General features: G+C 67.7%; 13 protein-coding genes. 12 read left to right on the top strand and 1 reads right to left on the bottom strand.

Annotated elements, in window-relative coordinates; all coding sequences use genetic code 11:
• Positions 1-56 precede the first annotated feature (56 nt).
• Positions 57-1,376 carry an MFS transporter gene (locus AC1DD3_RS05785; protein ID WP_230120021.1) on the bottom strand — a complete coding sequence of 440 codons (1,320 nt, stop codon included), beginning with the start codon at positions 1,374-1,376 and terminating at the stop codon, positions 57-59.
• Between the two features lie 227 nt (positions 1,377-1,603).
• Between AC1DD3_RS05785 and AC1DD3_RS05780 the strand changes: the two genes are divergently transcribed.
• The 12 genes from AC1DD3_RS05780 (at position 1,604) to AC1DD3_RS05725 (ending at position 13,313) form a co-directional block, all read left to right on the top strand.
• Positions 1,604-2,503, top strand: coding sequence for an IclR family transcriptional regulator (locus tag AC1DD3_RS05780; protein ID WP_476881173.1), 900 nt, complete (start codon positions 1,604-1,606; stop codon positions 2,501-2,503).
• 149 nt (positions 2,504-2,652) lie between these two features.
• Positions 2,653-3,534, top strand: coding sequence for a shikimate dehydrogenase (locus tag AC1DD3_RS05775; protein WP_230120020.1), 882 nt, complete (start codon positions 2,653-2,655; stop codon positions 3,532-3,534).
• Entirely contained in the window at positions 3,534-5,522 is a 1,989-nt protein-coding gene (locus AC1DD3_RS05770; RefSeq protein ID WP_230120019.1) for a bifunctional sugar phosphate isomerase/epimerase/4-hydroxyphenylpyruvate dioxygenase family protein, read from the top strand. Before AC1DD3_RS05775 ends, AC1DD3_RS05770 begins: the two co-directional genes overlap by 1 nt.
• Positions 5,523-5,534: 12 nt before the next feature.
• Entirely contained in the window at positions 5,535-6,446 is a 912-nt protein-coding gene (gene pcaH, locus AC1DD3_RS05765; protein ID WP_476881172.1) for a protocatechuate 3,4-dioxygenase subunit beta, read from the top strand.
• Positions 6,439-7,020, top strand: a complete 582-nt coding sequence (gene pcaG / locus AC1DD3_RS05760) for a protocatechuate 3,4-dioxygenase subunit alpha (RefSeq protein WP_230120018.1) — start codon at positions 6,439-6,441, stop codon at positions 7,018-7,020. Before pcaH ends, pcaG begins: the two co-directional genes overlap by 8 nt.
• Positions 7,017-8,486 carry a lyase family protein gene (locus tag AC1DD3_RS05755; protein WP_476881171.1) on the top strand — a complete coding sequence of 490 codons (1,470 nt, stop codon included), beginning with the start codon at positions 7,017-7,019 and terminating at the stop codon, positions 8,484-8,486. Before pcaG ends, AC1DD3_RS05755 begins: the two co-directional genes overlap by 4 nt.
• Positions 8,479-9,297, top strand: coding sequence for an alpha/beta fold hydrolase (locus AC1DD3_RS05750; RefSeq protein WP_476881170.1), 819 nt, complete (start codon positions 8,479-8,481; stop codon positions 9,295-9,297). The genes AC1DD3_RS05755 and AC1DD3_RS05750 overlap by 8 nt, the downstream gene beginning before the upstream one ends.
• Complete coding sequence (gene pcaC, locus AC1DD3_RS05745; RefSeq protein ID WP_476881169.1) at positions 9,294-9,806, top strand: 4-carboxymuconolactone decarboxylase; 513 nt, start codon at positions 9,294-9,296, stop codon at positions 9,804-9,806. Before AC1DD3_RS05750 ends, pcaC begins: the two co-directional genes overlap by 4 nt.
• Complete coding sequence (locus AC1DD3_RS05740; RefSeq protein ID WP_476881168.1) at positions 9,803-11,002, top strand: thiolase family protein; 1,200 nt, start codon at positions 9,803-9,805, stop codon at positions 11,000-11,002. The genes pcaC and AC1DD3_RS05740 overlap by 4 nt, the downstream gene beginning before the upstream one ends.
• A 2-nt stretch (positions 11,003-11,004) precedes the next feature.
• Entirely contained in the window at positions 11,005-11,694 is a 690-nt protein-coding gene (locus tag AC1DD3_RS05735; RefSeq protein WP_230120013.1) for a 3-oxoacid CoA-transferase subunit A, read from the top strand.
• Between the two features lies 1 nt (position 11,695).
• Positions 11,696-12,385, top strand: coding sequence for a 3-oxoacid CoA-transferase subunit B (locus AC1DD3_RS05730; RefSeq protein WP_476881167.1), 690 nt, complete (start codon positions 11,696-11,698; stop codon positions 12,383-12,385).
• Positions 12,386-12,473: 88 nt separating this feature from the next.
• Positions 12,474-13,313: an IclR family transcriptional regulator domain-containing protein gene (locus AC1DD3_RS05725; protein ID WP_230120011.1), complete on the top strand. Its 840-nt coding sequence runs from the start codon at positions 12,474-12,476 to the stop codon at positions 13,311-13,313.
• Positions 13,314-13,497 lie beyond the last annotated feature (184 nt).

Here is a 13,497-nt window from a genome sequence, read left to right as displayed (position 1 = left end):
AGGCGTTTGGCGGGCAAACGGGGTCACGACGGCGGGACGCGCCCGGGCCGGTCGGGTTACTTGAGGCCGAGCTGCTTGGTGGGAACCTTGAAGGTTTCCTTGGCCGTCAGGGCCGAGACGGCCGCAACGACGCAGATCACGGCCGTGAAGATGCTGATCTGGACCCAGCCGCCGGGCTTGATGCCGCCCATGGCCGCCACGATGGCGGGGGCGAACCCTGCCATGAGGAAGCCGAGCTGGGTGCCGATCGCGAGGCCGGAGAAGCGGACCTTGGTGCTGAACATTTCAGCGTAGAAGGACGGCCAGACGGCGTTCGAGGCTGCATAGCCGCACGAGAAGAAGCCGATGGCGGCCAGGAACATCAGCGGGACGCTGTGGGATTCGAGGCTGAGCAGGAAGACCGGGGTGAGGACAGCGCTGGAGAGTGCGCCGTAGATGAAGACGGGCTTGCGGCCGATCCTGTCTGCGAGCTTGCCGAACAGCGGCTGCGTGCCCAGGGCCACGAGGTTGGCGCCGACCACAAGCCACAGGGTGGTGGTGCCGTCCACGCCGGCAACTGTCTTGGCGTAGCTGATGGCGAGGGTGCCGAACACGGTGGAGACGGCGGCGATGAACGCGCAGCAGATGACGCGGAGTACGTCGCGCCAGTGGCTCTTGAGCAGGTCGGCAACGGGAAGCTTGGCGATCTGGGCGGTCTTCTGGGCTTCCGCGAAGGCCGGCGGCTCGTGCAGGGTGCGGCGGATGAAGAAGGCAACCATGACCACCACGGCGCTGAGCCAGAACGGAATGCGCCAGCCGATACCGTACTTGATCTCGTCAGGCAGGGCGAGGACGGGGATGAAAACGAGGGCCGCGAGGATCTGGCCGCCCTGGGTGCCGGTGAGGGTCCAGGAGGTGAAGAAGGAGCGGCGGTTGTCCGGGGCGTGCTCGAGCGTCATGGAGGAGGCTCCGGCCTGCTCGCCGGCGGCGGAAAGCCCCTGGCAGAGGCGCGCCAGCACCAGGAGGACCGGGGCCCACCAGCCAACGGTCTTGAAGTCCGGCAGGCAGCCGATCACGAAGGTGGAGGCGCCCATGAGGAGCAGGGTGAACATGAGGACCTTGCGGCGGCCCACCCGGTCGCCGAAGTGGCCCAGGATGACGGCACCCACGGGGCGCGCCACGTAGGCAAAGCCGAACGTGGCAAAGGACATGATGGCCGCGTTAGTGTCGGCGTCCGGGAAGAAGACCTTAGGGAAGATTAGGGCAGCTGCCGAGCCAAAGATAAAGAAGTCGTAGTACTCGACGGCGCTGCCGAGGAAGCTGGCAAGGGCTGCCTTCTTCGGGGTCCCGGCCGGGGCAACAGTGCCCGGCGTCATGGACGGGAGTGTCTGGCTCATGGTGTTCCTTCAGTGTGACGACATTGTCGCGGATGTATCAGGAGGGTCGCAGCCGCCGTCCTGGATGGGGAAAGGGCGGCTGGAGGTCCTTGGAAAGACCCGGACTAAGTAGCCACATGGTGAGAGCTACTTGTGCGATACAGCAACTATGGCTGTGAGGGCAGTCACTTGTCAAGAAGATTGTTCACCATCTAGAAATAGCTCTCACATTGTGGCAACATCGAGTTATGAGTGTGAAAGAAGCCACAGGCAATGACGCCGGCATCCAGCCCCCGGAAGAAATCAAGGCCCCGGATGATGCCCGGTTCCCCGACGAAGCATCGGCGGCGGAGGGAGGCCTGAAGGCCAAGTCCGCCAAGCCGGGAAAGGATGACTCCCGCACGGACATGGTGGGCAAGGCCCTGGGCCTCTTGGTCCTGCTGGGGGACGAGCCGCGCGGCGCCAGTGCCTCCGCGCTTTCCCGGCGCGCCGACCTTCCCTTCAGCACCACCTACCGGCTGCTGGGTTCTTTGACGCGGGACGGCTTTGTGGACTACGAGCCGGACGGCCGCCGCTACCACCTCGGCCTGCGGATCTTCCAGCTCGGCCAGCGGGTGTCCAACCACCACGGCTTCGCCGGCACCGCGCTTCCCATTCTGCGGCGCGTCACGGAACAGACGGGCGAGGCCACCATCCTGTCCGTCCGGGATGGCATCCACCACCTCACGGTGAACAAGGTGGACGGCCCGCAGACCTTCCGCGTGACCAGCGATCCGGGCTTCCTCGGCGCCCTCCACACCACGTCGGTGGGCAAGGCGCTTGTGGCCTTCGCCGAGGACGCAGATCGCGAGCGGCTATTGGAGGAGCTGCCGCTGGATCCGCTGACGAATGTCTCCATCACCGACCGTGGTGTCTTCCGTGCCGAGATAGACAAGGTCAGGCGCCAGGGCTTCGCGGTCATGGACGAGGAAAACGAGCTTGGAATGCGCGCCGTGGCAGTGCCGGTTTTCAACTCCCAGGGGGTCGCCTTCGCCTCGCTGGCCACCGCCGTGCCCGTCTTTCGGCTCAGCATGGACGCCCTCGTGGCTCACGTTCCGCTGCTGCAGGAGGCGGCTGCCGAGCTGGCAGCACGCCTGCCTCAGCGGTAATACGCGCTCATTCATCACGTATTTGTTCGTATCAAGAACAAGAGTGCATCATATGAACTTTTGTTGTACTGTAATCCCTATCACCTGGCCAGCGGCAGGCGCCCGAGTGCCCCAGCCGGCCGTGTGCCGCAGTCAAAGGAGCCGCACGCATGAGCAATCGAACTGAGTCCTACCTCGTGGGACTGGTCGGCGATGGCGTGATGCCGTCACTTTCCCCCCACATGCATGAGCGCGAAGGCGATGTCCAAGGGCTCCGCTACCTCTACCGCCCCATAGACCTCCGCGAGCTGGACCTTCCCGCCACGTCCATCGGTGACCTGCTGCAGAGCGCCTACCGGCTGGGCTTCAACGGGCTGAACATCACCCACCCGTGCAAGCAGCTGGTCCTGGAGCACCTGGACGAGATCGCACCCGACGCCGAAAAGCTTGGCGCCGTGAACACCGTGGTGATCCAGGACGGCCGCTTCATCGGCCACAACACCGACTTCTCCGGCTTTGCCGCCGCCCTGGCCTCCGGGCTCCCGGACGCCAAGCTGGACCGCGTAGTTCAGCTGGGAGCGGGCGGTGCCGGGTCCGCCGTCGCCTACGCCCTGCTCACCGCCGGCGTGCAGACGCTGGACCTCGTGGACATGGACCCGGCGCGGAGCGCCGAACGCGCCGCCGAGCTGTCCGGCTTCTTCCCCGACCGCACCATCACGGGACGCACGACGTCGGAGCTGCCGCAGCTCATGCCTTCGGCCGACGGCCTGGTGCACTGCACCCCAGTGGGCATGGCAGCCCACCCCGGCACGCCCCTGGACATGGCCCTCGTGGAACCGCGCCACTGGGTGGCGGACATCGTATACCGCCCCATCGAGACCGAACTGGTCCGCGAGGCCCGTGCCAAGGGCTGCGAAGTGCTCGACGGCGGCCGCATGGCCGTGGGCCAGGCCGCGGACGCCTTCCGGATCTTCACCGGCCTGGAAGCCGACGCCGAGCGCATGCGCGCCCACTTCCTGGAACTCATCGCGGCGGAAGAGGTGGCCGTCTGATGCGCACCGGCATCGCCACCGTGTGCCTCTCCGGCACCCTGAAGGAAAAGATGCAGGCCTGCGCCATTGCGGGCTTCGACGGCATAGAAATCTTCGAACAGGACCTGGTCACCTCACCGCTGAGCCCGGAGGACGTCCGCAAGATGGCCGCGGACCTCGGCCTCACACTGGACCTTTACCAGCCGTTCCGCGATTTCGACAGCGTCACCGAGGACCTGCTTTCCGCTAACCTCCGCCGGGCCGACGCCAAGTTCGGGCTGATGTCCCGGCTGGGCATGGACACCATCCTGGTCTGCTCCAACGTGGCCACAGCCACGATCGACGACGACGGCCTCCGCGCCGGGCAACTGGCCGACCTCGCCGCCCTTGCCGGCGACCACGGCGTCAAGGTGGCCTACGAGGCGCTCGCCTGGGGCAAGTACGTCAATGACTACGAGCACGCGCACCGCCTGGTGGAGATGGTGGACCACCCCAACCTCGGCACATGCCTGGACTCCTTCCATATCCTGTCCCGCGACTGGGACACCGCGCCCATCGAGGACTTCGACCCGGACAAGATCTTCTTCGTCCAGGTGGCGGACGCCCCCAAGCTCTCCTTGGACGTGCTGTCCTGGAGCCGCCACTACCGCGTGTTCCCGGGAGAAGGACAGTTCGAGCTCGCCAAGTTCATGGGCCACGTGGTCCGCGCCGGCTACACCGGACCGGTGTCGCTCGAGGTGTTCAATGACGTGTTCCGCCAGTCTGACGTCGAGCGCACCGCCGTGGACGCCATGCGCTCGCTGATTTGGCTGGAGGAGCAGAGCGCCAAGTGGCTGGATGCCAACGCGGCATCCGCTCTTAACGGGGCCGGAACCGCCAGTGGCGGGGCGGGCGCCAAAGCTGCCGGCCGCCGTCGTTACCCCATGGAACTGGCCACGCTCCCGCAGGTGGCCGAACCGGCCGGCTTCAACTTCGCCGAGGTCAAGGCCGCGGACACCGCCGCACTGGAAACCGTCCTGGGGCAGCTCGGTTTCGAGTTTAACGGCCGCCACCGCACCAAGGACGTCCAGCTGTGGACCATGGGCCACGCCCGGGTGATCATCAACGAACAGGCCCCCGGTGCCGTGGGCTCGGGCGCGCCGGCCATCGCCGCCGTCGGGTTCGACGTCGACTCCCCGGTCATTGCCTCGGCCCGCGCCCAGCAACTCAAGGCGCCCGCAGTGCCGCGCAAGAGCCAGGCCGACGAAGAGGTGTTCCAGGGCTTCGCGGCCCCGGACTCCACCGAGATCTTCCTGTGCCAGGGCAGCCCGGACGGCATCGCCGCCTGGATCAACGAATTTGGCGAGACCCGCGGGTCCGTCGGGGGGCTGGAAGTCCCCTCCGGTGCGCGGAATGCGGTGATCGACCACGTGAACCTCGCGCAGCCATGGCAGCACTTCGACGAGGCCGTCCTCTTCTACACCAGCGCCCTGGCCCTGGAACCGCAGCCGTACGCGGAGGTGGCCAGCCCCAGCGGACTGGTCCGCTCCCAGGTCATGCAGACCTCCGACCGCGCCGTGCGGCTGGTGCTGAATCTGGCACCGGTCATCCAGCAGGATGGGGCCTCCGAAACGGGCGCCGGCGCGTCGGTTACGGGCCAGCGGAAGACCTACCAGGAGCACATCGCGTTCGCCGTGGACGACCTCGTGGCCACCGCCCGGGCGGCGCAGGAGAGGGGATTGGACTTCCTGCAGATCCCGGCGAACTACTACGAGGACCTGGACGCCCGCTTCGGGCTTGATCCGGCGTTCCTGGCCACGCTTCAGGAGCTCAACCTGCTCTACGACCGCGACGCGGACGGCGAGTTCCTGCACTTCTACACCGCCACCGTGGGCAGCGTGTTCTTCGAAATGGTGGAACGCCGCGGCAACTACGACGGCTACGGGGCGCCCAATGCTCCGGTACGCCACGCCGTCCAGTATGACCACCTGCACCAACTGACCAGCCCAACCAACACCATCACCTACTGAAAGGAGGCTGCTGTGCCTGAAGACCTGAACCTTGAGACGTACAACGCCGATGCGCTCACCGAGGACCTGTCCGACGCAGTGCCCGCTGCGCCCCAGACTGCTGCGCCCCAGACTGCCGCCCAGACGCCTGCACCCTTCGTGGAAACCCAGCAGGACCTCAGCGCGGAGATCAAGGCACTCGGAGAGGCCTACGCCGAGGCAGTGAAGGGCGGTGCGAAGAGGGAAACCCAGCCGCGGCTGGACTTCGCCCCGTACCGCAGCAGCATCCTTCGCCACCCCACCAAGAGCCTGCACCACGCAGACCCGGAGACCATCGAGCTGTACTCCCCGGCGTTCGGGCACCAGGACGTGCACGCCCTGGAATCGGATCTCACCATCCAGCATAACGGCGAGCCCCAGGGCGAACGCATCATCGTTGCCGGCCGCGTGCTGGACGGCGACGGCCGCCCCGTGGCCGGCCAGCTTGTGGAGATCTGGCAGGCCAACTCCTCCGGCCGCTACATCCACAAGCGCGACCAGCATCCGGCGCCCCTGGACCCAAACTTCACCGGTGTGGGCCGCTGCATCACCGGCCCGGACGGCTCCTACCGGTTCACCACCATCAAGCCCGGCGCCTACCCGTGGAAGAACCACCTCAATGCCTGGCGGCCCGCGCACATCCACTTCTCCCTGTTCGGCACGGAGTTCACCCAGCGGATCGTCACCCAGATGTACTTCCCGGGGGACCAGCTCTTCCCGCTCGACCCGATCTACCAGTCGATCGTTGACCAGGACGCCCGTGACCGGCTCGTGGCCGACTACGACCACGACCTTACCCAGCCCGAATGGGCCCTGGGCTACAACTGGGACATAGTCCTGACCGGTTCCAAGCGGACCTGGACCGAAAACGAGGCCCTCGGAGCAGACGGAGACGACCATGAGTAAACTCACCGCAACACCCGGCCAGACCGTGGGCCCCTTCTACGGCTACGCGCTGCCCTACGACAAGGACCGCGAGCTGCTGGCTCCCGGCTCGCCGGGGTCCGTCCGCCTCCAGGGCACCGTGTACGACGGCGCCGGGCACGCCATTCCCGACGCCATCCTCGAGATCTGGCAGCCGGATTCCGACGGCAACATTGTCCGCCGCACCGGGTCGCTGGTCCGCGACGGCTACACCTTCACCGGCTTCGGCCGCAGCGCCGTGGGCAACTCCGGCGTGTACACCTTCACCACGGTCAACCCCGGCCCCACGGAGCCCGGCGCAGCCGCCTTCATCTCGGTCGCCATCTTTGCCCGCGGCCTGATGAACCGCCTCTTCACGCGCGTTTACCTGCCGGAGAACGAGGAAGCACTGGCGAAGGACCCGCTGCTGTCCTCACTGGACCCCGAGCGCCGCAAGACGCTGATTGCCCGCCGCGACGCCGACGGCGGACTCACCTGGGACATCCGTCTCCAGGGCGAGGGCGAAACCGTCTTCCTCGACTTCGAGGGAACCGGAACCGAGGGTGCCGCCCAGTGACCACTCCCCAGCCAGCCGGCACCGACGGTGACGTCGGGCTGCTCAGTCCCGTGTCGGCGTCGCCCCTGGTGGCGGCACTGACCGGTGACCGTGCGTTCTTGGCGGCGATTCTCGCCGTCGAGGCCGGCTGGGCCGCCGTGCTGGAGAAGGCCGATCTCGTTCCGGCCGGCTCAGCGGCCGTAGTAGCCCATGCGGCCGACGCGTCCCGCTACGATCTTGCCGATATTTCCCGCCGGGCGCAGGGCGGCGGCAACCCGGTGATCCCGCTGCTGGCGGATTTCCGCGCGCAGGTCATAGCCCTGGATACGAGCAACGTGGGTGCTGCCCGCGCCGTGCACACGTCACTGACCAGCCAGGACGTGCTGGACACCGCCCTCATGTTGCTGGCCCGGAACACCGTTTCGGCCCTGCTCGCAGACGTGAAGGGCACGACGACGGCGCTCGCCCGCCTGGCCCGACAGCACACGGACACGCTGTGCGTCGGCAGGAGCCTGACGCAGCATTCACTGCCGTTCACGTTCGGGCTGAAGGCTGCGCAGTGGTTCCACGGGCTGGCCGCCGCCGCACGCCGGCTCGAGGCACTCGAGCTGCCGGTGCAGACCGGCGGCGCTGCGGGAACGCTGGCCGCCGGCACCGCGCTGACCGTGGGCTCGGCCACGGACCCCTTTGGCCTCGCGGACGACCTGGCCGCGCAGCTGGGTCTCGCCCGAACACCGGCACCGTGGCACACCAACCGGTTCACCGTCACCGCGCTGGGGGATTCCCTGGCCGCGGTGGTGGACGCGCTGGGCAAGATCGCCGCGGACGTCCTGTTCCTGAGCCGGCCCGAGGTGGCTGAACTGGCCGAACCCCGGGCACCCGGCCGTGGCGTCTCCTCGGCCATGCCTCAGAAGCAGAACCCGGTGCTCTCCGTGTTGGTCCGCAGCGCAGCGCTCCAGGCTCCCGGCCTGGCCGCCCAGCTGCACCTGGCCGCCGCCACCTTCAACGACGAACGCCCCGACGGCGCCTGGCACACCGAATGGCCGGCCCTGCGCCGGCTGCTCGCCCTGGCCTTGGGGGCCGCCGGTCACGTCCGCGAACTGGCCGAAGGGCTGCAGGTCTTCCCGGAGGGCATGCGCCGCAACCTGGACCTGTCCGGGCCGTTGCTCCTGAGCGAGGGCGTGTCCGCAGCAGTGGCGCCCCTGCTGGGTGAGGGCGGGGCCGGTGGTGACGGAAAGCAGCAGCTTCAGTCGGTGGTGGACAGAACCCTGGAGGTGCCGGCCGCCGAACAGGGCGCCACGTACCGCCGGCTCCTTCGGGAAGCGGTTCCGGCTGACCGGCTCTCCGACGCAAGGCTGGACGAACTGCTGGACCCCGCGAGCTACCTCGGCCAGGCCGCCGAAATTTCCCGCCGGATCCTGGCCGCCTTCCCCGACTATGCGCCAACCCCAACCGAAACAGACCGAAACGGAGACTCCCGTGGCTAGACCAACAGTGAAGGCAGTGCTGCTTTCGCCCCAGCGCGCTCTGGGCGGGAAACCGCTCCTGGTGGTGGGGCCGTCGCTCGGCACCTCCTCGGTGCTCTGGACCCAGGCCGGCTCCCTGCTGGGCGGCGACTTTGACATCGTGGCCTGGGATCTGCCCGGGCATGGTGTGTCGCCTGCCGCGTCGGAAACGTTCAGCGTCGCGGACCTCGCCGACGCCGTCGTCGGGCTTGTCGACTCGCTCGCCCCCGGCGAGAGATTCCACTACGCAGGCGTCTCCCTCGGCGGAGCCACCGGCCTGCAGCTCGGCATCAAGCACGGCGACCGCCTCAAGAGTCTGTCCGTGCAGTGCTCGGGCGCCAAGCTCGGCACACCGGAGGGCTGGCTGGAACGTGCTGAAACAGTCAGGACGCAGGGAACTCCCGTGATGATCCAGGGTTCGGCCGAGCGCTGGTTCGGCCCGGGGTTCATGGACCGCGAACCGGAGCTCAGCAGCCGCCTCCTGCACGCCCTCCGCGACGCCGACCGGTTCAGCTACGCTTTCTGCTGCGAGGCCCTGGCCGGCTTCGACGTCCGGGACCAGCTCGGCAGCATCACCGTCCCCACCCAGGCCGTCGCGGGCGCCGAGGACGGTGTGGCGACGCCGGCGTTGGCCGAAGAAGTGGCGGCAGGAATTACGGCAGGGGGCGGCACGGCCTCGGCCGTCACCCTTGAAGGCGTGGCGCACCTGGCTCCGGCCGAGGCGCCCGCCCACGTTGCCGAGCTGCTCCGGAGCCTCATCACCTGGAGCGAATCACGGGGGGAAGCCAAGTGACCGCCCCCGAACGCAACGCCCCCGAACGCAACGGGCCAGAACGCAACGGTGTAGTCCAGCCGGACGCCACCAGCCAGGAAATTTACGACGGCGGCATGGTGGTCCGGCGCGAGGTGCTCGGCGCCGCGCACGTGGACCGCGCCAACGCCAACAAGGACTCCTTCACCGAGGACTTCCAGGACATGATCACCCGCATCGCGTGGGGCGGGATCTGGACCCGTCCCGGCCTCCCGCGCCAGATGCGCTCCGCCGTCACCATCACCGCCATGGTGGCGCACGGGCACTGGGAAGAACTGGCCATGCACATCCGCGCCGCCATCACCAACGGCCTGAGCAGGGACGAAATCAAGGAAATCCTGCTTCAGACCGCCATCTACTGCGGAGTCCCCTCCGCCAACACCGCCTTCAAGACCGCCCAGCAGGTCTTCCATGCAATGGACAACGCAGCAATGGAAAACGCAGCAATGGACAACGCAGCAATGGACAACACAGAAATGGACAACGCATGAATCAGGCTTTTGTGTACGACGCCGTACGCACCCCTTTCGGTAAGTTCGGCTCCGGCCTTGCCGGGGTCCGTCCGGATGACCTTGCCGCGCATGTGATCAGCGAGTCCGTAAAGCGCGCGCCGCAGCTCGACGTGGAGCGGATCGACGAGGTCGTCTTCGGCAACGCCAACGGCGCCGGTGAGGAGAACCGCAACATCGCCAGGATGGGCACGCTGCTGGCCGGTTTACCGGTCTCGATTCCGGGCACCACGGTCAACCGGCTCTGCGGCTCATCCCTGGATGCGGCGATCATCGCCTCCCGCCAGATCAACGCAGGGGACGCCGAGCTGATGCTCATCGGCGGCGCCGAATCCATGTCCCGGGCACCCTGGGTGCTGCCCAAGACCGAAAAACCATACCCGGCCGGCGACATGACCCTGGCGTCCACCACGCTGGGCTGGCGCCTGGTGAACAAGGCGATGCCGAAGGAGTGGACCATTTCCCTGGGCGAGGCCACCGAGCGGCTGGCCGAGAAGTGCGGCGTGACCCGTGAGCAGCAGGACGAGTTCGCCGCGAACTCCCACAACCTGTCGGCTGCGGCCTGGGACGAGGGGTTCTATGACAACCTCGTGGCGCCGGTGCCGGGCACGGACCTGGTCCGGGACGAAGGCATCCGTGCCGGGTCCTCGGTGGAGAAGCTCGCCGGGCTCAAGACCGTGTTCCGCGCCGAGAACGGCACCGTCACCGCCGGGAACGCGTCCCCGCTGTCCGACGGCGCGTCTGCGGCCTGGATCGGATCCGAGAACGCCGCCGGGCTGCTGAACATGGAGCCTTTGGCCCGGATCGCGGGCCGCGGCGCGCATGCCAACGATCCGCAGTACTTCGGCTACGCCCCGGTGGAGGCGGCGAATAAGGCCCTCGAGAAGGCGGGCATCGGCTGGGGCCAGGTGGGCGCCGTCGAACTTAACGAAGCGTTCGCCGCGCAGTCCCTGGCGTGCATCAACGCCTGGGGCATCGACCATTCGATGGTGAACCGGCACGGCGGCGCCATTGCGATGGGCCACCCGCTGGGCGCCTCCGGCGCCCGGATCCTCGGCACGCTCGCCCGCAGCCTGCAAGCGTCCGGTGAGCGCTGGGGCGTCGCTGCGATCTGCATCGGCGTCGGGCAGGGCCTCGCCGTGGTGCTTGAGAACGTTACTTCGGGAGTTAAGGGCTGACCATGCTGCATTTCATTGACACCGTCGGCGAGGCCGTTGCCGGCATCAAGGACGGCTCCACGGTGATGATCGGCGGGTTCGGCAACGCCGGCCAGCCGTTTGAACTGATCGACGCGCTGCTGGAGGGCGGCGCGACTGACCTGACCGTGGTGAACAACAACGCCGGCCAGGGCGACCAGGGCCTGGCCCTGCTGATCAAGGAAGGGCGGGTGCGCAAGATGATCTGCTCGTTCCCGCGGCAGTCCGACTCCTGGCACTTCGACGCCAAGTACAAGGCTGGCGAGATTGAGCTGGAGCTGGTGCCGCAGGGCAACCTGGCCGAGCGCATCCGGGCCGCCGGCGCGGGCATCGGCGGTTTCTTTACGCCCACCGGCTACGGCACCATGCTGGCCGAGGGCAAGGAAACCCGGATCATCGACGGCCGCGGCCAGGTCTTCGAGACCCCCATCCACGCCGACGTCGCCCTCATCAAGGCACTCAAGGCCGACGGCGTCGGAAACCTGGTGTACCGCAAGACCGCACGGAACTTCGGCCCGATCATGGCCGCAGCGGCCAAGCACACGATCGTCCAGGTCTCCGAGATCGTCCCCACGGGCGGCCTGGACCCGGAGAACGTCGTGACCCCCGGCATTTACGTCAACAGCATTGTCCGCGTGAACACCGCCGCCGGCAAGACAGAACAGGTGGCCTGAGATGAACGCACAGACAGCAAGCCAAACCCTGCAGACTTCGGACAAGCCGATGGGCCGCGATGACCTCGCGCGCCTGGTGGCGCGGGACATCAAGCCCGGCTCCTTCGTGAACCTTGGCATCGGCCAGCCCACCCTGGTCTCCAACTACCTTCAGCCGGAGCAGAACATCACGCTCCACACCGAGAACGGCATGCTGGGCATGGGCCCGGTCGCCGAGGGCGACGAGATCGACGGCGACCTCATCAATGCAGGCAAGATCCCCGTCACCGAACAGCCCGGGGCGTCCTACTTCCACCACGCCGACTCGTTCGCGATCATGCGCGGCGGGCACCTGGACATCTGCGTCCTGGGCGCGTTCCAGGTCTCGGCGACCGGTGACCTCGCAAACTGGCATACCGGCGCCCCGAACGCGATTCCTGCCGTGGGCGGAGCGATGGACCTGGCCACCGGCGCCAAGGACGTGTTCGTGATGATGACGCTCCTGACCCGCGAGGGCGCATCCAAGATCGTCGAGGCGTGCACCTACCCGCTCACCGGCGTGGGCTGCGTGACCCGGGTGTACACCGACAAGGCGGTGTTCCTCACGGGACCCGACGGCGTCACCGTCCGCGAAACTTTCGGCTGCACCCTCGAGGAGCTTCAGGCCCTGGTGCCGGTGCCCCTCACAGCAGCCCCCGCCGTCGCTGGTTGAGCCGGTCGAAACCCGACCCCCTCATCCCCGTTCGCGCCCAGGGGGAGGGGGCCGCAAGTGTTCGTTCGCGCCAATAGGATAGATAACCATGACCGACGCAGCAGCAGGGACCGCACCGAAGGCACGCCGCACGCCGAAAGCTGATGCTGCGCCCACGGCCAGCGACCAGTACGTGCAGTCGCTGGCGCGCGGCCTGGCCGTGATCCGCTCGTTCGACACCGACCACGCCGTCATGACCCTCACCGAGGTGGCCGCCCGCACCGACCTGACCCGCGCCACCGCCCGCCGTTTCCTGCACACGCTCGTGGAGCTCGGCTACGTCCGCACCGACGGCAAGACCTTCGCGCTCACGGCCCAGGTGCTGCAGCTCGGGTACGCCTACCTCTCCGGGCTCTCCCTTCCGCAGCTTGCCCAGCCGCACCTCGAAGAGCTGTCCCTCAAGCTGGGGGAATCCACCTCGGCCGCGGTGCTGGACGGCACGGACATCGCGTACATCGCCCGCGTCACCACGCGCCGGATCATGAACATCGGCATCACCGTGGGCACTCGTTTCCCGGCCTACGCCACGTCCATGGGCAGGGTGCTCCTCGCCGCCCTCCCGCCCGAGCAGCTGAAGGAATACCTGTCGACTGCCGAGATCAAGCCGCTCACGCCCCGCGCCATCGGCACCGTGAAGGACCTCCTGGCCGTCCTGGACACCGTGCGCGCCCAGGGCTGGTGCCTGCTGGACCAGGAGCTCGAACTCGGCCTGATGTCGGTGGCCGCACCGGTCTACCACGGCAGCAAAGCCGTGGCCGCGGTCAACGTGTCGCTCCAAGCCCAGTCCGTCGCGGCCCAGCCCGACCCTGAGGCGTTCCTGGACTCCGTGCGCAAGGAAATCGTGGCCACCGCGGAAAAGATTTCCTCGGACTTCTCCACCGGACACTGAACGCCTGACCCGGGCGGGTCCAAGAGTTCACCAGCCGTAACGCCCCCCGCTACTGCCGCGCAGCTCCGCTGGGCCATAGACTCTAGCCAACTACGTGCAGCAGCGCCGCTTTGCGAGTTCCGCCCCAAGGCAAGAGCCCCGAGGGGAAGAGCGCACGACGCGGGAGCCGCTGCACCCGTTGGAA

The sequence above is a fragment of the Arthrobacter sp. 05T444 genome (genome assembly GCF_056395905.1).
Note: the sequence above shows the minus strand (reverse complement) of the source record. Positions and strands in the feature narration are given on the sequence as shown.